At 36.9% G+C, this 25,264-nt stretch carries 21 protein-coding genes; all 21 read right to left on the bottom strand.

What is annotated here, in order from left to right; all coding sequences use genetic code 11:
* Window positions 1-493: 493 nt before the first annotated feature.
* Window positions 494-3,985 carry a transcription-repair coupling factor gene (gene mfd / locus V5N68_RS02340; protein WP_332065587.1) on the bottom strand — a complete coding sequence of 1,164 codons (3,492 nt, stop codon included), beginning with the start codon at window positions 3,983-3,985 and terminating at the stop codon, window positions 494-496.
* 11 nt (window positions 3,986-3,996) lie between these two features.
* Entirely contained in the window at window positions 3,997-4,281 is a 285-nt protein-coding gene (locus V5N68_RS02345; RefSeq protein WP_332065588.1) for an FAD assembly factor SdhE, read from the bottom strand.
* A gap of 76 nt (window positions 4,282-4,357) precedes the next feature.
* Window positions 4,358-5,038 (bottom strand): ABC transporter ATP-binding protein, encoded by a 681-nt coding sequence (locus tag V5N68_RS02350; RefSeq protein WP_332065589.1) that lies wholly within the window; start codon window positions 5,036-5,038, stop codon window positions 4,358-4,360.
* On the bottom strand, window positions 5,038-6,306 hold the full coding sequence (locus tag V5N68_RS02355) for a lipoprotein-releasing ABC transporter permease subunit (RefSeq protein ID WP_332065590.1): 1,269 nt from the start codon (window positions 6,304-6,306) through the stop codon (window positions 5,038-5,040). Before V5N68_RS02355 ends, V5N68_RS02350 begins: the two co-directional genes overlap by 1 nt.
* A gap of 11 nt (window positions 6,307-6,317) precedes the next feature.
* The gene (gene proS, locus V5N68_RS02360; protein WP_332065591.1) at window positions 6,318-7,643 is read right to left on the bottom strand and encodes a proline--tRNA ligase; all 1,326 of its coding nucleotides are present in this window, start codon (window positions 7,641-7,643) and stop codon (window positions 6,318-6,320) included.
* 208 nt (window positions 7,644-7,851) lie between these two features.
* Complete coding sequence (locus V5N68_RS02365) at window positions 7,852-9,528, bottom strand: ribonuclease J (protein ID WP_332065592.1); 1,677 nt, start codon at window positions 9,526-9,528, stop codon at window positions 7,852-7,854.
* Between the two features lie 69 nt (window positions 9,529-9,597).
* Window positions 9,598-10,389 (bottom strand): biotin--[acetyl-CoA-carboxylase] ligase, encoded by a 792-nt coding sequence (locus V5N68_RS02370; RefSeq protein WP_442879681.1) that lies wholly within the window; start codon window positions 10,387-10,389, stop codon window positions 9,598-9,600.
* Window positions 10,389-11,846, bottom strand: a complete 1,458-nt coding sequence (gene nuoN, locus V5N68_RS02375) for an NADH-quinone oxidoreductase subunit NuoN (protein WP_332065593.1) — start codon at window positions 11,844-11,846, stop codon at window positions 10,389-10,391. The genes V5N68_RS02370 and nuoN overlap by 1 nt, the downstream gene beginning before the upstream one ends.
* 15 nt (window positions 11,847-11,861) lie before the next feature.
* Window positions 11,862-13,331, bottom strand: a complete 1,470-nt coding sequence (locus V5N68_RS02380) for an NADH-quinone oxidoreductase subunit M (protein WP_332065594.1) — start codon at window positions 13,329-13,331, stop codon at window positions 11,862-11,864.
* Window positions 13,331-15,295: an NADH-quinone oxidoreductase subunit L gene (nuoL, locus tag V5N68_RS02385; protein WP_332065595.1), complete on the bottom strand. Its 1,965-nt coding sequence runs from the start codon at window positions 15,293-15,295 to the stop codon at window positions 13,331-13,333. The genes V5N68_RS02380 and nuoL overlap by 1 nt, the downstream gene beginning before the upstream one ends.
* Before the next feature lie 6 nt (window positions 15,296-15,301).
* Complete coding sequence (nuoK, locus tag V5N68_RS02390) at window positions 15,302-15,610, bottom strand: NADH-quinone oxidoreductase subunit NuoK (RefSeq protein WP_332065596.1); 309 nt, start codon at window positions 15,608-15,610, stop codon at window positions 15,302-15,304.
* Between the two features lie 15 nt (window positions 15,611-15,625).
* Entirely contained in the window at window positions 15,626-16,249 is a 624-nt protein-coding gene (locus V5N68_RS02395) for an NADH-quinone oxidoreductase subunit J (protein WP_332065597.1), read from the bottom strand.
* A 97-nt stretch (window positions 16,250-16,346) separates the two neighbouring features.
* Window positions 16,347-16,838, bottom strand: coding sequence for an NADH-quinone oxidoreductase subunit NuoI (nuoI, locus tag V5N68_RS02400; RefSeq protein WP_332065598.1), 492 nt, complete (start codon window positions 16,836-16,838; stop codon window positions 16,347-16,349).
* Window positions 16,839-16,852: 14 nt separating this feature from the next.
* The gene (gene nuoH, locus V5N68_RS02405) at window positions 16,853-17,899 is read right to left on the bottom strand and encodes an NADH-quinone oxidoreductase subunit NuoH (RefSeq protein WP_332065599.1); all 1,047 of its coding nucleotides are present in this window, start codon (window positions 17,897-17,899) and stop codon (window positions 16,853-16,855) included.
* Between the two features lie 22 nt (window positions 17,900-17,921).
* Window positions 17,922-19,991: an NADH-quinone oxidoreductase subunit NuoG gene (gene nuoG / locus V5N68_RS02410; RefSeq protein WP_332065634.1), complete on the bottom strand. Its 2,070-nt coding sequence runs from the start codon at window positions 19,989-19,991 to the stop codon at window positions 17,922-17,924.
* 63 nt (window positions 19,992-20,054) lie between these two features.
* On the bottom strand, window positions 20,055-21,362 hold the full coding sequence (nuoF, locus tag V5N68_RS02415) for an NADH-quinone oxidoreductase subunit NuoF (protein ID WP_332065635.1): 1,308 nt from the start codon (window positions 21,360-21,362) through the stop codon (window positions 20,055-20,057).
* Between the two features lie 146 nt (window positions 21,363-21,508).
* Entirely contained in the window at window positions 21,509-22,186 is a 678-nt protein-coding gene (nuoE, locus tag V5N68_RS02420; RefSeq protein WP_332065600.1) for an NADH-quinone oxidoreductase subunit NuoE, read from the bottom strand.
* Window positions 22,186-23,376: an NADH-quinone oxidoreductase subunit D gene (locus V5N68_RS02425; RefSeq protein WP_332065601.1), complete on the bottom strand. Its 1,191-nt coding sequence runs from the start codon at window positions 23,374-23,376 to the stop codon at window positions 22,186-22,188. Before V5N68_RS02425 ends, nuoE begins: the two co-directional genes overlap by 1 nt.
* Window positions 23,377-23,498: 122 nt before the next feature.
* Window positions 23,499-24,107 (bottom strand): NADH-quinone oxidoreductase subunit C, encoded by a 609-nt coding sequence (locus tag V5N68_RS02430; RefSeq protein ID WP_332065602.1) that lies wholly within the window; start codon window positions 24,105-24,107, stop codon window positions 23,499-23,501.
* 15 nt (window positions 24,108-24,122) lie between these two features.
* On the bottom strand, window positions 24,123-24,704 hold the full coding sequence (locus V5N68_RS02435) for a NuoB/complex I 20 kDa subunit family protein (protein ID WP_332065603.1): 582 nt from the start codon (window positions 24,702-24,704) through the stop codon (window positions 24,123-24,125).
* Window positions 24,695-25,060, bottom strand: a complete 366-nt coding sequence (locus V5N68_RS02440) for an NADH-quinone oxidoreductase subunit A (protein ID WP_332065604.1) — start codon at window positions 25,058-25,060, stop codon at window positions 24,695-24,697. Before V5N68_RS02440 ends, V5N68_RS02435 begins: the two co-directional genes overlap by 10 nt.
* Between the last annotated feature and the right edge of the window lie 204 nt (window positions 25,061-25,264).

Genomic DNA, 25,264 nt, shown 5'->3' on the forward strand with positions numbered 1-25,264 from the left:
AGGAAATGAACAAAAAAATCACTACAGTTCAGCTTCTCGAGATTTAAAAGGAAGCTTTAATTTTTCTGGAGTAACTGACCCCGCTATACTCTGCAATGCTTGATACAAATTCAGATGTCGATTTTATCGTCGCTGTTCATACATTGGATAGAGTTCTTATTTCTGGCAGCTATTTATACCGCTTTCTTACTTACCTTCACAATGGGTGGTTTAGTTTATTGGTCATATATTAAGCATCCTACTTATACATCACTAGTATGAGTATCGTCTCCCAACTTGGTGGAGAGAATAAAAGGATAAAAATTCTTTGAAACTTTTACTTAGCTTTTTATTTAAAGTATTATTAAATATAATTATTTATATAGTAATTTAATATTATAATAGAGTTAAATAAAATATAATATTTATTATTATTTAATGTAATATTATAATATTATATTTTACTAAATATCACTCTATTTAAATGATAAAAAATATATTACTGAATTGAATGTTATGTTGCTATTTCTACAAGCTGCTTCATAATATTTACTGCTCCAACAAGCCTTTCATCCACTGTTGTCCAATCACGGACAAGAACGATACTTTGATCTGGTCTAATTTTTGCCATTGAACCTTGCCTTTCAACCCATTGGACAAGAGCGATACCATTTTCAAAATAATTATTACGAAATTGTACAACCCCTCCTTTTGGCCCAGCATCCAATTTTTCTACATGAGCTTTTCGACACAATATTTTAATATAAAAAACTTTTAAAAGATGTCGCACTTCAAGTGGCAAAGGACCAAAACGATCGACTAATTCAGCTGCAAATTCATCGATTTTCTCTAAATTATCCAGTTCTGTTAAACGACGATAAAGAGCCATACGTAATGATAAATCAGGTACGAAATTTTCTGGTATCATGACTGTTGTACCAAGTGAAATTTGAGGTGACCACTGTTTATCTTCACTTTGTTCACCCTCTTTTAATTCAGCAATGGCTTCTTCAAGCATTTTTTGATATAATTCAAATCCAACTTCTTTTATATGCCCCGACTGTTTTTCACCTAAAAAATTTCCTGAACCACGAATATCCATATCATGGCTGGCCAATTGGAAACTAGCTCCTAAACTATCAAGAGACTGTAAAACTTTAAGACGACGCTCAGCAGCTGAAGTTAAAACTTTACCAGAAGGAAATGTAAAAAGTGCATAAGCGCGTTGTTTTGAACGACCTACTCTGCCCCGTAATTGATAAAGAGCTGAAAGACCAAACATTTCAGCACGATGTACGATTAACGTATTCGCTGTAGGAATATCAAGGCCCGATTCAATAATACTTGTTGATAATAAAATGTCATATTGTCCATCATAGAATGCATTCATAATATCATCAAGTTGCCCCGCTGACATTTGTCCATGAGCTATCACAAATTTGAGTTCCGGTACATGCGTTTTAAGATATTCCTCTATAGAAGAAAGATCAGAAATACGAGGGCATACATAAAAACTTTGTCCTCCACGATAATATTCTCGAAGTAAAGTTTCTCTTATAACCAGTGCATCAAAAGGGGAAATAAAAGTACGAACCGCCATTCTATCAATAGGTGGAGTTGTTATCAATGAAAGCTCGCGTACACCAGATAATGCTAACCCTAAGGTTCGTGGTATAGGTGTTGCTGAAAGTGTAAGAACATGAATATCACTTTTTAGCTCTTTTAAACGCTCTTTGTGCTTTACTCCAAAATGCTGCTCCTCATCAATAATAAGAAGCCCTAACCGTGAAAAACTGACTGCACCGCTTAATAGCACATGTGTGCCAATAACAATATCAACTGTACCATCTGAAATGCCTTTTTTAATTTGTGCAAGTTCTTTAGTCTTTACAAGCCTTGATGCATGACCAATTTTAATTGGTAACCCTTGGAAACGCGATGTAAAGGTCTTATAATGTTGTCGTGAGAGCAACGTTGTTGGCACAACAACAGCCACTTGGTATCCATTTAATGCTGCAACAAAAGCACTTCGAATAGCAACTTCTGTTTTTCCAAAACCAACATCACCACATATCAAACGATCCATTGGTTTTCCTGATGCTAAATCATCTAAAACAGCATCAATTGCACCTATTTGATCTTCCGTCTCTTCATAAGGAAAACACGCAACAAACTCATCAAATGGCCCTGTCGGTGGAACCAAAGCAGGAGCAGAATGTGTTGCACGCTCTGCAGCTATATGGATCAATTGACCTGCCATATCTAATAAATGTTTTTTTAACCGTGCTTTACGCGACTGCCAAGAAACACCACCTAACTTATCTAACGTTATATCTGTCTCTTCTGATCCATAGCGTGAAAGAAGTTCAATATTTTCAATAGGTAAAAAAAGCCTATCTCCCCCTGCATAATTAATTTCAAGGCAATCTCGTAAAATTCCGGTTGTCATAATGGTTTTAAGACCAACAAACCTCCCAATACCATGGTCAATATGCACAACAATATCACCACAATTTAAAGAAGAAATCTCAGAAATAAAACTTGTATTTTTTTTACGTCTTTTAGATGACCTTATTAACCGATCTCCCAAAATGTCTTGCTCTGCAATAATAACAAAATCTTCAGTTTCAAAACCATGCTCAATTGTTATGACGGCCGCAGATACATAATTACTTGGTGTTTTTTTTATGGCTTGTAATGATTGTATAATATTTATTTTTTTTAATCCATGCTCATTAAGAACCTGAATTAAACGATCAAGAGATCCTTCACTCCAACAGGCTAAAAGCACTTTTTTTCCAGCATCATGCAATAAAGAAATATGATCAACCACACTCGAAAAAACATTTTTTTCTTGTGCATTACGTTCTTTGATAAAATCATACCCTAATTTAACATTTGTGTGGACAATAGTAGTTTGATCTAAAGTTTTCGGAATATTAAAAGGTGTAAAATCAACACGACACTCGGACTGTTTTGCACATTCTAAAACATGCTCTGGTGTTAAATAAAGAAGATTAGGGTCTACAGGGTGATAAGAAACAGAATTCTCTTTATCATTTTCACGCTCTTTACGGGCATCATAATAATCTTCAATAAGCCGGTAACGCTCGATTAAAACTTCTTCTATACGGTGCTCAAATACAATAGGCAGATCATGATAATGATCAAAAAAAGTATCAAGGTTCTCATAAAAAAATGGAAGCCAATGCTCCATACCAGCAAAACGACGACCTTGAGAAATTGCTTCATAAAGCATGTTATTTCTTTTTGATACACCAAATGCGTGAATATAACTGCTTTTAAAGCGACTGATAACTTCAGGTGTAAGGACAACTTCACTCATTGCCTGCAACAAAAATTCAGTTCTTTTTCCTGTTGTTCTCTGTGTTTCTAAATCAAATACGCGAATATCCTCTAGAGTATTTCCAAAAAAATCAAGACGTAAAGGCTCTATCTCCATAGGAGAAAAAATATCAACGATCCCTCCTCTTACAGCAAATTCACCAACATCACGCACAACTGCAACGCGTTCAAAACCATTAGACTCTAGAGATTTAACTAAATGCTCCATATTAGCATTTTGGCCAGCACGCGCATAAATAACTTGGGATTCAATCATTGCTTGAGGAGGCAATTTTTGCATAATTGCATTTGCTGTTGTTAATATAATCGCTGTATGTGGGGTTTTACGCAGATTTGATATATGTGTCAAAGCGGATAACCGACGTGCCATAACAGAAATCCCAGGAGATACACGATCGTAGGGTAAACAATCCCATGCAGGAAATTGAATAACAGGCAAATTTGGTTCAATAAAATTTAAAGTTTGCACTAAATGAGGAATTTTTGTTCCATCACGAATAACATAAACGAGTGGTTTCCCTTGAGCAATTTCTGCACTTAATTTAGCAAGCGCAAAAGCTTCAAATCCATCAGTAATACCATCAAAGATCATATGGGAAGAAACATTTTTAGGAGTAATATTTTGTCTAAATATGGGCATCGGAATTGATTTTAATTTATACAAGCATGATAATTCATGATATCACGAAAAAGTGGGCTATCGATTTCAGATGGTGGCGCAACTACTCCGGTAGTCCATAACAACAAATCACAATCATCAAAAGACATGATGTATTCAAGTTCAGAAATCGTTTTATCATTCATCTCAATAATATGAGCATTCACGTAATATCCAAAAATTAAATCCATTTCACGAATACCTCTATGCCATGCACGAAAAACTAATCGGCGACGACGCGCATCTAATTGATTTTCGTCAACGACAGAAACCGTCATAAAAATCTCCTTAATAAATAAAAAGTGTTATAAACATATCATTCAGTTTATAAAGTAAATTTTGTATCTCACATCTTTAAGGAAGTTCAACAATCTTTTTTTCTCTAAGTGTAATTCGGCGATGCATTAGCTTTGCTAAACCATAATTATGAGTCGCAATAAGAGCAGAAAGACCAGACTGACGAACCAAGGCAGATAAAGCTTGAAATACATAAGCTGAAGTTACTGGATCTAGATTCCCTGTAGGCTCATCAGCTAAAAGAATAGAAGGACCATTTGCTACTGCTCGCGCAATAGCAACACGCTGTTGCTCACCACCAGATAATTCCGATGGACGATGCTTAGCTCGGTGAGAAACACGCAAATAAGTTAATAGCTTTAATGCACGATCTTCTGCTACAGATTTTCTTAATCCTGCTATCATTTGCGGTATCATGACATTTTCTAAAGCTGTGAACTCTGGAAGCAAGTGATGAAATTGATAAACAAAACCAATATCGTTTCGTCTAATGGCTGTCCTCTCGTTATCAGAGTACTTTGCACAAGAAATACCCCGTAATACCACATCACCATTTGTTGGCTTTTCTAATAAACCAGCGATATGAAGAAGTGTTGATTTTCCAGAACCAGATGGGCCAACAAGCGCTACAAGCTCCCCACGATTAAGAATAAAATTAGCTTTATCTAAAATAATTAAGGGCTTACCGCTCTCAAAAAAATGCTGCTCAATTTCAACAAGCTTTAAAATAGCTGTCATTATTCATACCTTAAAGCTTGTACAGGATCTAGTTTAGCAGCTCTCCATGCTGGAATGAGTGCAGCAAGAAATGACAAAAATAAAGCCATTATAGCAACCATAACTGTTTGCCCCCATTCAATCTTTGCGGGTAACTTTGTTAAAAAATATAATTGAGGATTAAAAACATCTACATTAAATAACCAAGATATAAAACTCTGAATATGATTGATGTTTACAGTAGCTATAACACCTAAAATTAACCCTAATACTGTTCCAATAAACCCAATCATCATACCGGCTATAATAAATATACGCATAATCGCATTTTTATGTGCCCCCATCGTACGCAAAATCGCAATATCATGATTTTTATCTTTTACAAGCATGATCAATCCTGAAACAATATTCAAAGCAGCAACAAGAACGATAAGTGAAAGAATAAAAAACATAACATTCCGTTCAATTTCTAAGGCTGAAAAAAAAGCTTGGTTACGTGTACGCCAATCAATTAAATAAGCTTGTTGATTAATAACTTTATCTACTAATGGTTTTATTTTATCAACAGCATCAGGATCATTTAAAAATAACTCTAAAGACTGAATATGATCCCCTAAATTGAAAAACATTTGTGCTTCATGGAGAGGCATAAAAACAAATATTGAGTCATATTCAGACATACCAACTTCAAAAATAGCAGTTACTTTATAAGACTTAACGCGTGGCATAACTCCAAAAGGAGTATCATCACCATCAGGCGTAATGATACGAAGATTACTTCCCACTGTAAGCCCCAACTTTTCTGCTAAACCACTTCCAACTGCTACACCTTCCTCTTTATCAAATTGAGAAATTGTACCTAACTTGATGTTTTGAGATACTGTTTTAAGTTTTTCTAGATCCTGTTTACGCATGCCGCGTATTAAAGCACCAGACCCTCCTTCAAATTCACCTTGTACAAGCGCCTGACCTTCAATAACAGGCAAAGCAAACTTTATACCCCTCACAGACTCCAAAGAAGAAATAAGAGTATTATAATCGGAAAAATCAGAATTAATCGTTTGAACAATAAGGTGTCCATTCATACCAAGAATACGATTTAAAAGCTCGGTACGAAAACCGTTCATAACAGCCATAACGACAACTAAAGCAAATACTCCTAACATAATTCCAATTAAAGAAATAGTTGAAATAACAGATGCAACTGCATGTTTTTTATTGGGAATCATATAACGAAAAGCTATCATCCACTCGTATGATGAAAACCATTTACTCCTCAATGCATTCATAATATTATCCGTCAAATTACAGAAAGATGACTAAGTACCTCTTCAATTTTTATAAATTTTTTAACGCCTGTTTTTCGATCTTTAATTTCAACTTCATTTTTTGCAACGCTTCTAGGCCCAACGATTATTTGTGTAGGCAAACCAATTAAATCCATAATTGCAAATTTGGATCCAGGGCTTTCATTTCTATCATCTAATAATGGATCAAAACCTGCATGTAATAATCCTTGATAAAGAGTCTCACACGTATCAATACATTTTTTATCATCCGGTTTCATATTGAGTATACCAAAATCAAATGGTGATATCGACTTTGGCCAAATAATACCATGTTCATCATGAGATGATTCTATAACTGCAGCAACAAGACGTGAAGGTCCAATTCCATAAGATCCCATTGAGACTAAATGCTCTTTTCCATCTGGTCCCATAACTTTTGCTCCCATTGGAGATGAATATTTAGTACCAAAGTGAAAAATATGTCCTACTTCAATGCCACGAGCTGATAGATGGTTAGTATTAGAAATTTTATTCCATTCTTCTTCATTGTGCATTTCTTCTGTTGCTGCATAAAAAGATGTCCATTCCTTCACAATATCAGCTAAAATAGTTTTATCAGTAAAGTCAATTAAAGCAGTCGGAACATTCAACTCAAGAAACCGCTTATCACAAAATATAGCACTTTCACCAGTTTCAGCTAAAATAATAAACTCATGACTGAGATCACCGCCTATAGGACCTGTATCAGCACGCATAGGAATTGCTTTTAAACCAATGCGAGAAAAAGTGCGCAGATATGCAACAAACATCCTATAATAAGATATCTTTGCACCCTCATGATCAAAATCAAAAGAATAAGCATCCTTCATTAAAAATTCTCGTGCACGCATCACTCCAAAACGTGGACGAACTTCATCACGAAATTTATATTGAATATGATACAAGCTGAGAGGAAGGTCTTTATAAGAACGAACATATGCACGAAAAATATCTGTTATCATCTCTTCATTAGTTGGACCATAAAGCAGATCACGATCCTGTCTATCTTTTATGCGTAACATTTCCTGACCATAATCGTCATAACGACCACTTTCACGCCAAAGATCAGCAGATTGAATTGTCGGCATCAATATTTCTATGGCACCAGCCCGCTCTTGCTCTTCACGAATAATTTTACAAACTTTATCAAGTACTTTTTTACCTAATGGAAGCCAGGAGTAAATCCCTGATGCTTGCTGACGAATCATACCAGAACGCAGCATAAGACGATGAGAAACAATTTCTGCTTCTTTGGGATTTTCTTTCAGAATAGGAAGGAAATATTGAGAAAAACGCATTAAGGTAATTAACTCCTAATTAAATAGATCATATCAGAACAATTTAAATATAACATACGCTAAACTATAATTACATTCTGAATGCTTACAAACATATCAATAATGTGTTGAAAAATTTGTATATTATACTTTTTATCTTACTTATTTTGAAATGATAGAAAATCTGATATTTTTTAATTTAAAAGAAATAACACACTACCAAGACACCTTACTTAGATCTATGTAGAAAAACTGTACAGATAGGTTTTTTTTGCCAAACCTCATTAGCAGCGGCTCTAACCGCACGCCGTACTGCTTCTCGAATAAGTTCGTCATTTTTTCGTTTTAGGCGAGGAATATTAAGAACTGTGCTTTCCACAACGTTTAAGAGAATATCTTTAAAAGCCTCCCCTCTCCCATTTTTTTCAGGTAAACCAGATGTTGTCAAACCAATATCGCCCAAAAGATCATGCTTGCTATTTATTTGGAAAGAAACAGCAATATAACCAGCATAACCTAATTTGCGGCGCTCACGAACCCCTAACTCATCCTCGTCACCAATAAGACAACCATCTTTATAAATACGACCAACAGGAACTTGATCAACGATTTCTACAGGCTCTGGAGCAAGACGTAACATACTGCCATTTCTAATATTAACAACAATTTTAATACCTGCTTGACGTGCTAAAGATGCCTGAGCAGTAAGATGTATTGCTTCACCATGCACAGGAACAAGTATCTGTGGTTTCGTCCAATTATACATTTGTAAAAGTTCTGAACGATAAGGATGACCTGAAACGTGAGTAAGAGCATCTTCATTCGTAATCGTTTTTATTCCCAAATCTATGAAACGATTTTGTATTTCAATAATAGATTTTTCATTCCCTGGAATGCTCCGTGATGAATAAAGAATAGTATCACCAGCAGAAAGTACAATATTGTTCATTTCTTTGCGTGATAATTTAGCTAAGGCAGCACGGGACTCGCCTTGACTACCCGTTACGATTAAAACAATATCTTTTCGTGGAATATAGCCATATTCCTCTTCCGTAACAAATGGCGATAGATCATCCATATAACCAAGTTCTTGTGCAACCATAATGCTTCGTTTAAGGGAACGACCAATAACAAGAACTTTACGCCCAGCATCTTGAGCTGCAAGAGCAATAGAGCGTATACGCCCAACATTAGACGAAAAAGTTGCGATAGCAACCCGCCCTTCAGCTCCTGAAATAATTTCAAAAAGGCTTTCCTGTACTTTCTTTTCAGATGGTGATATCCTATCCCGACACGCATTAGTTGAATCACAAAGCAGCGCTAAAACACCTTTATCTCCTAAAGCGCGAAATCGCGGTTCATCCGTTAAATTCCCAAGGGAGGGTGTGTGATCAATTTTCCAATCACCAGTATGAATTACAGTTCCCAAAGAAGTTGTAATTGCCAAAGATACAGACTCTGGTATCGAATGATTAACAGCAATAGCCTCAACAATGAAAGAACCAACTTTAAAAGAATCACTGGCTTGAAAAATATTTAATGGAATTTTATAATTTCCAAAATCTGCTTTCTTTTTGCTCTCCAATAACCCTGCAGTAAAAGGAGTGCAATATAGTGGAACTTTGAGTTTTGGCCATAAATCAAGGACAGCACCATAATGATCTTCATGAGCATGTGTTAAAATAAGACCGCGTATATTATGCTTTTCATTTTCCAAAAAGCGAATATCCGGCAAAATGAGGTTTACTCCTGGCAATTCAGGACCAGCAAAACTAACTCCCATATCGATGAGCAGCCATTCACGACAATTGGGGGGACCAAAACCATAAGCCGCTAGGTTCATGCCTATTTCACCGACTCCTCCAAAAGGTAAAAAAACCAATTCATTTTCGTTGGCAGCAACCATATATATCTCCTAAATCATCAAAATAATCCGACGGTGAAATAAAGTTTTATCAATTAATAATGGCTCGCACTAACGGAGGAATTCACACAAATGAACATCCCCAGCTGTTACAGTAGTTGAGTAGCCATTTCTTTGTTTTAAAATGCAGTTAAAATCATTATCAAGACCATCAAAAATACCTTCGATGATTTTTCCGTCATTCACTATTTTGACAAGCTGCCCAAGATGAGCAGAGTATAAAAGCCATTTTTTACGAATTATACTGTCCCCTCCCAATTGCTTCCAAAGGAGATAATTTTTAGCAAAACAATCAGTTAAAACTGTAAATAACTGTTCTGCATCAATGTGCAAATTAATATTTTTTAAGCTTGAAGTAGGATATGGTGCATTTTCGTAGTGATGTTTTACATTCATTCCAATACCAATAACTAATGCATATTTATGTGGTATTATTTCAAAAGTTTCCAGTAAAATCCCCGAGCCTTTATATCCTTTCAGTAAAATATCATTTGGCCATTTTAAACTAATAATATTACTCGCTCGTTCATTATCTTTTATAAAATGTTTTACTGCCTCCACCATACTTACTCCAGCAACAAAACCAAGCTGAGTAGCAGTTTTATGAACAATACCATCAATTAACAAAAGACTAGAATAAAGGTTTCCTCTCGGACTATACCACGATCTACCTCGTCTTGCTTTACCCTGTGATTGCTCTTGCGCAACAACCCAAAGACAACCAGTATGACCAGCATACGCTTTTCGTCTTGCGGCAAGATTCGTTGAATCGACAGATTCATACGCTTTAATACTATACCCTTGTTGTTGGGCAAAATTTGATAGAATATAAGCCATGTTCATTAAAACAAAGCGGTTGCCGCCTTTTCCGCTAACTCTGCAAACCAAATTCCTCCAAATGTATAAAATAAAATAAACAAAGCAGATAAACTAAGACAAAACTGAAGTTCACTAGACAGAGTTAAAAAATGGGATTTCGCATCATCAAACCACATAATTTTAATAACTCGTAAATAGTAAAAAGCTCCAACAACAGATGCAATCATACCAATAACAACAAATGGAACGAGATCAGCATGAATAGCAGCAGAAAATGTATACCATTTTCCAAAAAAACCAGCCATAGGTGGTATACCAGCTAAAGAAAAAAGCTGTATAGTCATGATCACAGCCATAAGAGGATTAGTCTTTACTAACCCTGATAGATCATAAATACTCTCAACATTTCCGTTGTTAGATCGCATTCCAAGAATAAATGCAAACGAACCAAGTGTCATTCCAAGATAAATAGTCATATACAGAATAACGCTTTTTACTCCAAACACATCTCCAGAAGATAAACCTATAAGCGCATATCCTATATGACTAATTGATGAATAAGCCATTAAACGTTTAATATTGCTTTGACCAATTGCAGCAAATGCACCAAATACCATAGACGCAACCGCCATAAAAACCAATATTTGCTGCCATGCGGGCATAACACCATTAAAATTGCTACCTAATGGAATAAAGCCCGTAACGACAACACGAATCATGAGGGACATTGCAGCAATTTTAGGAGCAGCTGCAAAAAATGCTGTAATAGGTGTTGGCGCTCCTTCATAGACATCAGGTGTCCACATATGAAACGGAACTGCAGAAATTTTAAAACCTAAACCAGCTAAAATAAAAACAATTCCAAAAATAACACCCAATTGTAAATTTTGATCTTTTAAAGAAATAGCAATTTCACGAAAGCCAATTTGACCAGTAAAACCATAAAGTAAAGAAATACCATAAAGTAGCAATCCTGAAGATAAAGCTCCTAAAACAAAATATTTTATACCTGCTTCAGAAGATTTTACATTGTCACGATTAATTGCAGCTAAAACATATAAAGCCAGAGATTGTAATTCCAACCCCATGTAAAGCGATAGCACATTACCAGCTGAAATCATGAACATCATACCAAGAGTAGCTAAAAGAACCAACACTGGAAACTCAAATATATCAAACTTTTGTGCACAGGTAAAACTAACTGACATAATCAGAGAAAAAAGTGCCGCAATCAGTGTTAAAACTTTCATATACCGACTAAAAGGATCTATAATGAGCGCATTAGTTTGAAATAAGCCACCCTTCGGAAAAATAATAATAATAATAATAGTTGCAACAAGAAGGGCAATCGCCAGACCAGTTATAGTTAAATATGAACGTGCATTAGAATATACGCCAATTAAAAGCAATATAACCGCTCCCAATGCTATTAAAATCTCGGGGAAAATTAACACTAATTGAGTTATTATTTCAGTTTGCATGAGCATTTTTCTCTTCTAGTGCAGTTTATTAATAAGAGCTTTAACAGAAAGCGCTGCTGTTTTTAAAATAGGAGCTGGATAGATACCAAAAAATACAGTAAGAACAACCATTGGATAAAGTATAAGTTTTTCTCTTGTAAGAAGATCTGTAAGCACTTTTAAGCTTTCCTTATCCAAAGTTCCCCAAACCACTCGTCTATAAAGATAAAGTGCATAAGCAGCAGATAAAATAACGCCAGTTGTAGCAAAAACTGCAACCAATTTATTTACCTGGAAAACACCTATTAAAGTTAAAAACTCACCTAAAAATCCAGAGCTTCCTGGCAAACCAATGTTTGCCATGGTAAAAATCAATAAAACTACAGCATATTTAGGCATATTATTTACTAAACCACCAAAAGCTGAAATTTCACGCGTATGCAGACGATCATATATAACTCCAACACAAAGAAATAAAGCCGCAGAAACAATTCCATGCGATAACATTTGGTAAATAGCACCTTGGATACCCTGCTCATTCATAGCAAAAACCCCCATCGTTACATACCCCATATGAGCGATTGAAGAATAAGCAATAAGTTTCTTTATATCATTTTGAACAAGAGCAACTAGCGATGTATAAATAATAGCAATCACTGACAATGTAAAAACAAAAGGAGCAAAATCAGCTGAAGCAATTGGAAACATCGGCAAAGAAAAACGAAGAAAACCGTAACCTCCTAATTTAAGCAGCACACCAGCTAAAATAACAGAACCTGCTGTTGGCGCTTCCACATGAGCATCAGGTAACCACGTATGAACTGGCCACATTGGCATCTTAACTGCAAAAGAAGCAAAAAATGCAAGCCATAACCACATCTGCATATGTGCAGGAAATTGATAAGCCATTAAAGTTGGTATATCAAGCGTTTTGGCCTCCCAATACATAACCATAATGGCAACCAGCATAAGTACTGAACCGAGTAAAGTATATAAAAAAAACTTCATGCTTGCATAAACACGACGCGGCCCACCCCAAACACCAATAATAATAAACATCGGGATAAGACTACCTTCAAAAAAAACATAAAATAATATTGCATCAAGAGCGCAAAAAACTCCAATAATAGCAACTTCAAGAAGAAGAAAAGCAATCATATAAACTTTTAATCTATCTTGAATGCTCTCCCAACTTGCTAAAATACAAAAAGGTAGAAGAAATGAAGAAAGCACTACAAACAGAATAGAAATACCATCAACACCCATATGATAATAAATACCACTCCCCAACCAATCAAATTTCTCAACCATCTGAAAATTGGGATCTGTATTATCAAACCCTACCCAAATTACTAAAGAGACAGCAAAAACAAATACACTCGTAAAAAATGCTACATTACGTATATTACGCTTTGCTGCTTCACCATCATCTTTGATTAATAAAATTAAAATCACACCGACAAGCGGTAAAAAAGTAACTGTAGAAAGAATAGGCCAATCGGTCATTAGCTTAAACTCCCGATCATCATCCAAGTGATTAACGCTGCAACACCAATAAGCATCGCAAATGCATAATGATAAAGATATCCTGTCTGCATCCGAACAACTTTGTTCGTAATATCAACAACGCGGGCAGCAATAGCATTCGGACCCAAACCATCAATAATTTTATTATCACCCACCTTCCAAAAAAAGCAGCCTATTTTGAAAACGGGACGAACAAACAGAATATTATATAATTCATCAAAGTACCACTTATGGTAGAAAAAACGATACACCGAAGGCATTAATTTAACAATTTTCTTGGGAATAGAAGGAAAAGAAACATAAAATAAATAAGCTAGCATAAATCCAAAAACCATGACAAAAAATGGTGACCATTTAACCCAAGTAGGAACATTATGGGCTTCATGAAGAATATGGTTGTGGCTTCCTGTAAATAACGCCCCTTTCCAAAATATATCGTATAAATTACCAAAAAAATAAGGTTGAAAAACCACACCAGCAAATAATGCTCCTAAAGATAAAGCAAATAATGGAATCAACATAACTGGAGCTGATTCATGAACATGATGCATAACATCAACCGTTGCACGCGGCTTACCATGAAATGTCATAAATAGAAGCCTCCATGAATAAAAACTTGTCAATAAAGCAGCAAAAACAAGAAGATAAAAAGCATATTCTGAGGCAATATTATGTGATGCAAAAGTGGACTCTATAATTGCATCTTTAGAAAAAAATCCAGCTGTGCCTATAGATGTGCCTGGGATTCCAACGCCTGTCAACGCAATAGTACCTATTACCATCATCCAATAAGTTATCTTTATATGCTTACGTAACCCACCCATTTTTCGCATATCCTGCTCATCTGATACAGCATGAATTACAGAGCCTGCACCAAGAAATAATAAAGCTTTAAAAAAAGCATGAGTAAAAAGATGAAAAATAGCTGCTCCATAAGCACCAACACCTAATGCAACAAACATATAACCAAGCTGTGAACACGTAGAATAAGCAATAACGCGCTTAATATCATTTTGCACCAACCCTACAGTTGCTGCAAAAAATGCAGTTGTTGCTCCAAAAACAACAATCACTGTCAAAGCAATTGAAGAAAGTTCAAAAATTGGAGACATACGTGCAACCATAAAAACACCCGCGGTTACCATCGTAGCTGCATGGATGAGGGCTGACACAGGTGTTGGTCCCTCCATTGCATCAGGAAGCCATGTATGCAAAAGAAATTGTGCTGATTTTCCCATAGCACCAATAAACAACAAAAGACAAGCCACAGTAACTGCTGTCTGTCTATCAAGTTGCAAGCCTAAAAATAACATGCTTTGTGCAAAATTATTTTCTGCAGCTTCTTTAAAAATAGAAGAAAAATCAACAGATTGAAATAAAATAAAAATACTAAAAATACCTAAAAGAAAGCCAAAGTCTCCAACACGATTAACCACAAAAGCTTTCATAGCAGCTTTGTTAGCAGAATCCCTTTGAAACCAGAAGCCAATCAACAAATAAGAGGCAAGTCCAACACCTTCCCACCCCAAAAACATTTGAATTAAGTTATTAGACGTCACTAATACAAGCATCATAAATGTAAACAGAGAAAGATAAGCAAAAAATCTAGGTCTCGAAGGATCATGGCTCATATAACCTATTGAATAGATATGAACCAATGCAGAAACACTATTTACAACAACAAGCATGACAGCTGTCAATGTATCAATATGCAATGCCCAATTAAAATTTAAAATACCAACATTGACCCAATTAAATAACGGTATATCAACCACTGAAGCACAACCAATAGCAATGCTAAAAAAAGCTACCCACGACAGAATTGCAACAATCAACATAAAACCACATGTTACTATCTCACTAGCACGATCCCCAATGGCTTTTCCATATACACCAGCGATTAAAAAACCAAAAAGCGGGAGAAAGATGATTGTATAATACATTATATTTCAGCCTTTCATCACATTTACATCTTCAACCGCAATAGAACCACGATTACGGAAAAAAACGACAAGGATTGCTAAACCAATTGCAGCCTCAGCAGCTGCTACTGTTAGGATAAATAAAGCAAATACTTGACCAACAAAATCATGAAGAAATGCTGAAAATGCAACAAAGTTAAGATTCACTGAAAGTAATATAAGTTCAATTGACATCAGAATAACAATTACATTCTTTCTGTTCAAAAAAATCCCAGCAATACCAATTGTAAACATTAGAGCAGAGACAGTAAGATAATGGGCAATATCAATGTGCATGGCTCTCCCCTCCCCTCAAATTCCCTTACCTGATTCAACTTTTTTAATTTCCATTGCACTTTCCGCAGTTCTAGAAACTTGCATTGCAATAGATTGTCGCTTCACACCCGATTTATGGCGAAGTGTTAAAACGATAGCACCAATCATCGCAACCAATAAAATTATTCCAGCAATTTGAAAATAAAAAACATAGTCTGTATAAAGAATATCACCTAAAGCTTGCGTATTTGTTCGTTGTGTTAAATCTGGTATTGGTTGCGTAATATTATGCATTCCTAAATTCGAAGAAAAATGGTTACTAACAAAAGCAATGATAAGCTCTACCGCAACAATAGCTCCCACAATAATTCCAATAGGGGCATATCGAAGTGCACCACTTTTTAACGCAGCAAAATCAACATCAAGCATCATAACCACAAATAAAAATAAAACTGCTACAGCACCAACATAAACAACAAGTAAAATAAGCCCTAAAAACTCGGCCCCTGCAAGCAAAAACAAAGCTGCCGCATTAAAAAATGTTAGTATTAAAAACAAAACAGAATGCACTGGATTACGTGCCGTAACAACAATAACTGCACTTACAAGCATAATAAAAGAAAACAAATAAAAAAATGCCACCGCTAGACCTGTTAGCATAGGCCTCTCCTTAATTGATAAAACAATTGGTATGAAAACTCATACCAGATTAGAACTTATCGGAAAAGTTTATCCGATTACTCACTCAATGATACACTTAACGATAAGGTGCATCCATCAATATATTTCGAGCAATTTCTCGCTCCCAACGATCTCCATTCATCAAGAGTTTTTCTTTATCGTAATAAAGCTCTTCACGCGTCTCTGTAGCAAACTCAAAATTGGGACCCTCCACAATAGCCTCAACAGGGCAAGCCTCCTGACAAAAACCACAGTAAATACACTTAACCATATCAATATCGTAACGAACAGTTCTACGCGTACCATCATTACGTCGTGGACCTGCTTCAATTGTAATCGCCTGAGCAGGACAAATTGCTTCGCACAATTTACATGCAATACATCGCTCTTCGCCATTTGGATAGCGGCGCAACGCATGTTCACCACGAAAACGTTGAGAAACAACCCCCTTTTCATAAGGATAATTAATAGTAGGCTTTGGTGAAAAGAACTGACGCATTGCTAGGAAAAAAGCACTCAAAAATTCCAACAAAAGGAGTGATTTTGCCGCCTGAAGAAAACTTGACACAATGAAACCTCTTTTTAAGATAAACCAGTATATTTTAAAAAAGCAGCAGTTACCACAACCATTGCCAAAGAAAGAGGAAGAAATACCTTCCAGCCAAGCCGCATCAACTGATCATAGCGATAGCGTGGAACAAATGCTTTAACCATAGCAAACCAGAAAAAGACAAAACAAACCTTTAAAACGAACCAAACAACACCAGGAATCCAATTAAGCCACCAAACATCTAAAAAAGGCAGCCAACCACCTAAAAACAAAATGGTTGTTAATGCACACATTAAAACAATAGCAACATATTCACCAAGAAAAAAAAGCATATAAGGAGTTGAAGAATATTCAACCATATGGCCAGCAACAAGCTCTGACTCTGCCTCAACTAAATCAAAAGGTGGACGATTTGTTTCTGCAAGTGCAGAAATAAAAAATATGATAAACATCGGGAAAAGAATTAACCAATTCCAATCAAGAAAACTGTTAAATGGAAGGCCAAAAGCCGTGCCAATCCCATGACTTTGTTCATGAACAATAGTTGCCAGATCTAATGAACCGCTCACTAAAATAACAGTTACAAGCACAAACCCAATTGAAACTTCATAAGAAATCATTTGTGCAGCTGAACGAAGAGCTCCTAAAAAAGGGTATTTAGAATTTGAAGCCCACCCTCCCATAATAACGCCATACACTTCAAGAGATGAAATAGCTAAAATATAAAGCAAACCAACATTAATATTCGCAATTGCCCAGCCCTCATGAACAGGAACAACAGCCCAAGTTGATAATGCAAGTGTAGCAGAAACAAAAGGCGCCAAAAGAAAAACACCTTTATTAGCACCAGAAGGAATAATAGGTTCTTTAACTATAAACTTAATTAAATCCGCAAAAGATTGTAATAAACCCCATGGGCCTACAACATTCGGACCACGCCGCAATTGCACAGCAGCCCAAATCTTTCTATCCGCATAAAGAAGATAAGCAACTAAAACCAACAAAACAACCAACAGAAGAACTGTTTTTCCAATTATAATAAGTAATGGCAATAACCAAGTTATAAAGAAATCATACATAACTATTCTTTTCCCTTTGCCTTTACTCTGTAGCTTGCACTACACGACTCTTTGCTAAAGACGAACACTCAGCCATAACTGCAGAAGCACGTGCTATCGGATTTGTCAAATAAAAGTCTTTAACCATAGAAGTAAACATTTGCGTTTTCAAAGAAACTACTTGTGAACCAAGAGCTTTAATATCACTTATATCCGAAGGAACTATATCATCGATAGCACAAAGATGTGGATATTCATTAAATAAGTTCTGCCTTAATTGAGAAAGAGAATCAAAAGGAAGTTTTCGCTCTAAAATATCAGATAAAGCCCGTAAAATAGCCCAATCTTCTTTTGCTTCACCAGGAGCAAATCCGGCTCGGTTAGTCATCTGAACACGTCCTTCTGTATTAACATAAATTCCCGATTTTTCGGTATATGCTGACGCTGGTAAAATAACATCAGCAACATGCGCACCATTATCACCATGACTGCCAATATAAATTGTAAAAGCCTTTTTATTGGTAAACTCTACTTCATCAGCACCAAGTAAAAACAAAACCTCACAAGTTTTTATAATATTTTCCACTCCAAATTCAGAAGTAAAACCAATATCTAACCCTCCAACAATTGAAGCAGCATTATGAAGAACAGCAAACCCATTCCATTCCTCACTAAGAGCTCCAACATTATCAGCTAATCTTGCGAGACTTTTTAAAGCAGATAAACCTTCTTTCCCTGAAACTGCCCCTTCCCCTATAAGAATAAGCGGCTTTTTAGCTTCCTTTAATACATGAAAAAACTTATCTTCTTCATTAATAAGCATATTTAACGCATTAGTACCAGCCCCTAAATAAGAATACGGATAACGTAAATCAACTTTTTCTCCAATTAATCCAATAGGAAATTGCCCCATACGTTGACGCTTTAAAATACGCGCATTCAAAACAGCTGCTTCATAACGCGGATTAGAGCCTACAATAAGCAATGCATCAGCTTGCTCAATACCCGCTATTGTTGGATTAAAAATGTAACTCGAACGCCCAAACTTAGAAGATAAAACCATCCCCCTTTGACGACAATCAAATCCTCTTGATCCTAGTGAGACTAATAATGCTTTAAGCGCATACATTTCCTCAACAGACGCCATATCTCCAGCAATTGCCGCGATCTTTTCTGGAAAAGTTTGAGAAATCACCATTTTAATTTTCGCAAAAGCTTCTGCCCAACTTACTGGTTGAAGCTTTCCATCCTTACGTACATAAGGTTTATCTAACCTCTGAGTACGTAACCCATCCCAAATAAAACGCGTCTTATCAGAAATCCACTCTTCATTTACATCTTCATTAGTCCGCGGCATAATTCGCATAACCTCACGACCACGGCTATCAATACGTATAGCACTACCAATCGCATCCATGACATCAATCGATTCTGTTTTAATCAACTCCCACGGACGAGCATGAAACGCATAAGGCCTTGACGTTAAAGCTCCTACTGGACAAAGATCAATAATATTTCCTTGCAGCTCAGATGTTATCGCTTTTTCAAGATAGGTTGTAATCTCCGCGTCTTCACCACGACCTATTAACCCCAGTTCAGAAATACCTGCTACTTCCGTTGTAAAACGAACACAACGTGTACAATGGATGCATCGCGTCATAACAGTCTTCACAAGCGGTCCAATATATTTATCTTCTACAGCACGCTTATTTTCTGTATAACGAGAACAGTTACGTCCATAAAGCATCGCTTGATCTTGAAGATCACATTCTCCCCCTTGATCACAAACAGGACAATCCAGCGGATGATTTATGAGAAGAAACTCCATAACACCTTCACGTGCTTTTTTGACCATAGCAGTATTAGTAAAAATCTCAGGTGTCTCACCGTTAGGCCCTAACCTTAAATCCCGAACCCCCATAGCACAAGAAGCCTGAGGTTTGGGAGGTCCTCCCTTGACTTCCACCAAGCACATACGGCAATTTCCAGCAATTGATAGAGATTCATGAAAACAAAAACGCGGCACTTCCGCACCAGCTGCTTCAGCAGCCTGAAGCAATGTATAATAATCAGGAACTTCAATCTCTTTACCATCAACTTTGATATTTATCATCATTCATTTAGCCTGCGGATAACCTACCCAAATTCACATTCCAATATTTTTGAAACAAACTCTTTACACAACTGGTTTCAAAGCAATATTCTTTCTTTGAACTGCATTTCGCGTATAATCATCAATTCTGCGCTCAATATCTGAACGAAAATTACGTATTAACCCTTGTATAGGCCACGCTGCTGCATCACCAAGCGCGCAGATAGTATGCCCTTCGACTTGTTTAGAGACTTCAAACAAAAGATCAATTTCACGTTTTTGCGCTCTTCCCTCAACCATACGTCCTAGCAAACGCATCATCCAACCAGTACCTTCACGACAAGGTGTACACTGACCACAGCTTTCGTGTTTAAAAAAAGCAGCTATACGCCAAATTGCTTTGATTATATCAGTCGACTTATCCATAACAATCATACCGCCTGTCCCAAAAGAAGACCCAACATCCCGCATTCCATCAAAATCCATAACTGCATCAATCATATCTTCGCCACGAACAACCGGACAAGAAGCTCCACCTGGAATAACTGCTAAAAGATTACTCCATCCACCACGAATACCGCCTGTATGCTTTTCAATCAACTCTCGAAAGGAAACACCAAGAGCATCTTCAAATGTACAAGGCGCATTAACATGACCAGAAACCATAAATAATTTTGTTCCAACGTTATTTGCACGCCCAATCGATGAAAACCATGAAGCACCCCGACGCAAAATTGTCGGAACAACAGCGATAGACTCTACATTGTTCACAGTCGTTGGACACCCATAAATCCCCATATTAGCAGGAAATGGTGGCTTTAAACGAGGCTGACCTTTTTTACCCTCAAGACTTTCAAGAAGAGCTGTTTCTTCACCACAAATATAAGCACCAGCACCATGATGAATAATAATATCGCATACATGCCCATATTTAGTTTTTTTACCAAGCAAACCCACGTCATAACATTCATCCACGGCAGCCTGAAGAGCTTCACGCTCACGAATATATTCACCACGAATATAAATAAAGGCAACGTTAGCTCCCATGGCAAAAGTAGCAATAACACATCCTTCAATTAAAGTATGAGGATCATGACGCAAAATATCTCGATCTTTACATGTTCCTGGCTCAGACTCATCTGCATTTACAACCAAATAATGTGGACGACCATCACTTTGTTTAGGCATAAAAGACCATTTCATTCCTGTAGGAAAACCAGCACCACCACGACCACGCAAACCCGAGGCTTTTACTTCATCAATAATCCAATCACGGCCTTTTTCAATAATTTCTTTTGTGCCATCCCAATGCCCACGCAAAATCGCAGCCTGTAATGATCTCTCTTTCAAACCATAAATATTGGTGAAAATGCGATCTTTATCAGCCAGCATATTCCCCCCTTTTTTTCTTGCTTGTAGCATCTCTAGCATTTCCTCAAACGCAACTTCTAAACATCTTTTAAAGATTTTTACTTTTATAAAAAATCAACAAACAGATGAAATAATGAGCATCCACTTTAATAACAGCATCTATCCTACTATTCTATTCCTACTTTCCTATCATTCTTTTTCTTGGCAGAATTAAATGTTTTCTTTTCCTCTTCCGTACCGTCTACTAGAGAAGTTAAACCACCAATAGGCTCCGATGATTGACGACCATTTTGCGGACCAACCACTACTTCAGAACCTTTACCAGCTTCGAATGCATCAATAATTTCTCCAAGACGCTCAGCTGTTAAATCCTCATAAGTATCCTTAAAAATCATAACCATTGGAGCATTTACACAAGCACCAAGACATTCCACTTCTTCCCATGACAATGTCCCATCTTGATTAGTAACAAAAGGTTCATCATGAATTTTTTGCTGACAAACTTTAATAAGTTCACCAGAGCCACGCAGCATACAAGGTGTGGTCCCACAAACCTGAACATGCGCTTTCGTTCCAACTGGACGAAGTTGAAACTGAGTATAAAAAGTCGCAATTTCCAAAACACGAATGTAAGCCATTGAGAGTATCTGAGCTATATGCTCAATTGCCGCGCGCGTCACCCAACCATCCTGTTCTTGAGCACGCATCAACAACGGAATCACAGCAGACTGCTCACGCCCTACAGGATACTTTTTTATAGTCTTCTCTACCCATATTTTATTTTTTTCCGTAAAAGAAAACTTTGCAGGCTGGTAAACATCATCCGCAAGACGGCGCACAGACATTAGCGATCAACCTCCCCAAATACAATATCAATTGACCCCAAAATTGCTGTAGCATCTGCTAACATATGACCTCGAGTTAAAAAATCCATCGCTTGCAAATGCGCAAAACCAGGAGCACGTAATTTAACACGATAAGGTTTATTAGTTCCATCAGAAACAAGATAAACGCCAAACTCGCCCTTTGGAGCCTCCACAGCCACATATACTTCACCAGGAGGGGTATGAAAACCCTCCGTATAAAGCTTAAAATGATGAATCAATGCTTCCATAGAACTCTTCATTTCACTACGCCTTGGTGGAACAATTTTGCGATCTAAACTTGAAATCGGCGTATTTCTCTCAGTACTCAGCAGACGGTTCACACACTGACGCATAATTTTCACTGATTGACGCATTTCTTCCATACGAATGAGATAACGATCATAACAATCACTATTTTTACCAACAGGAATATCAAATTCCATTTCATCATAACATTCATAAGGCTGGCTCTTACGCAAATCCCATGGAACACCAGCACCACGAATCATAACTCCAGAAAAACCACGAGCCCAAGCCTCATCAATACTAACCACACCAATATCCACATTGCGCTGCTTAAAAATCCTGTTAGGCGTCACAAGAGAATCAAGATTACCAAGAGCGACAAGGAATGGATCAATAAAATTACCAATATCTTCAATTAAAGATTCAGGTAAATCTTGGTGAACACCGCCAGGCCGAAAATAATTTGCATGAAGACGCGCACCGCAAGCACGCTCATAAAAGATCATTAATTTCTCACGTTGCTCAAACCCCCAAAGCGGTGGCGTCAAAGCACCAACATCCATTGCCTGCGTTGTCACATTAAGCAAATGATTAAGAAGGCGTCCAATTTCAGAAAACAAAACACGTATTAATTGCCCTCGTTTAGGAACTTCAACGCCTAATAATTTTTCAATAGCAAGTACGAAAGCATGCTCCTGATTCATAGGAGCAACATAATCCAAACGATCCAAGTAAGGCCCAGCCTGAAGATAGGTCTTTGTTTCCATCAACTTTTCTGTGCCGCGATGCAATAATCCGATATGCGGATCTACACGCTCAACAACTTCACCGTCCAGTTCTAGAACCATACGCAAGACCCCATGCGCTGCAGGATGCTGCGGACCAAAATTGATATTAAAGTTTCGAACATTGACCTCAGCCACAATCAACCTCTTGTTTCAAACAAACCTTATATTAGACGCTAACATTTTTATAACGCCAAAACATTCAGTCATTTCAAATGTATTGCCTCAATACACTACTGTGCACTTCATCAATTATAATATCATTTACCATCATCTGCTCGCTTACCAGACGGAAAAACACACTGCTCCCCTTCCCAAGGAGAAAGAAAATCAAAATTGCGCATCTCTTGCCGCAAAACAACAGGTTCGTAAACCACCCTTTTCGCTTCATTATCATAGCGACATTCAACAAATCCCGTAACAGGAAAATCTTTTCGCAAAGGATGCCCTTCAAACCCATAATCAGTCAATATCCGCCTCAAATCCGGATGCCCCGAAAATAAAATTCCATACATATCGTATGTTTCACGTTCATACCATTCTGCCCCAGGATAAATTGAGCAAACAGAAGCAACAGGGGTACCTTCATCAGTACGTACCTTAACCCGCAATCGCAAATTATGGCGAGGAGACAATAGTTGATAGGATACATCAAAACGTTTATCTCGGGAAGGATAATCAACACCACTAATATCTATAATACTTACAAATTGACAACGAGAATCATCACGAACAAACATTAAAACATCGATGATTGCATCAAGACGCGACACAATAGTCAATTCCCCGAATGCAAAAATGGTTTCCTCAAGCTTATCACCCAATTGACTTTTTAAATAGGAAGAAAGCTCAATAAATGCTTCACTCATTACAACACAATGCCCCTACCGCTCTATAGACCCAGTACGACGAATTTTTTTCTGCAACAACAATATACCATATAGCAACGCCTCCGCCGTAGGAGGACACCCTGGGACATAAATGTCTACAGGAACAATACGATCACACCCACGTACAACCGAATAAGAATAATGATAATACCCACCACCATTCGCACACGACCCCATAGAGATCACATAACGCGGCTCAGGCATCTGGTCATAGACTTTCCTTAAAGCAGGCGCCATTTTATTTGTTAAAGTACCAGCCACCACCATGACATCCGACTGACGGGGTGAAGCGCGTGGCGCATATCCAAAACGCTCATTATCATAATGTGGCATCGAACATTGCATCATTTCAACAGCACAACAAGCCAAACCAAAACTCATCCACATCAAAGAACCAGTACGAGCCCAAGTAATCAAAGCATCTGCCGAAGTAACTAAAAAACCCTTATCTGATAGTTCAGCATTAATATCACGAAAAAAATCATCATTAGAATTTATTACTTTACCTGTATTAGGATCAATAATTCCTTTAGACTGTAGAACAGAAGTTTTTGAATTTTTAGACATTAATCCCATTCAAGAGCTCCTTTTTTCCACTCATATACAAACCCGATAGTCAAAAGCGCTAAAAACATAATCATCGATACAAAGCCGAACATGCCTATCGACTTAAATGAAACTGCCCAGGGGAAAAGAAAAGCAACCTCAAGATCAAAGATAATAAATAAAATCGAAACCAAATAAAATCGAATATCAAATTTCATGCGAGCATCATCAAATGAATTAAACCCACATTCATAAGCTGATAATTTCTCGGGATCGGGGGAGCGATAAGCCACAACATAAGGCATAACCAACAAAACCCCAGAGATAATCGCTGAAATAATAATAAAAATAAATATAGGTAAATAAGAGCTCAATAAATGAGTCATAATCCTCTTCCGCTTTAATCAAATGCTCGAATTAACGCAATTACCCAATATCGTTAATAAAAACGAACAAACTGGAATAATACCGCTAATTCCGCTCGTACAGCTTCAAGGGCATGCCGCGCGATATTATACTCTATTGGCATAGCTACCGCAGAGAAAAGAAAGACGCAACCCCCTATTCGCATAAACTATATGAAAAAAAGG

Origin of the sequence: Bartonella eidoli, from assembly GCF_036576145.1 — a bacterium.
In the GTDB taxonomy this organism is placed as follows: domain Bacteria; phylum Pseudomonadota; class Alphaproteobacteria; order Rhizobiales; family Rhizobiaceae; genus Bartonella.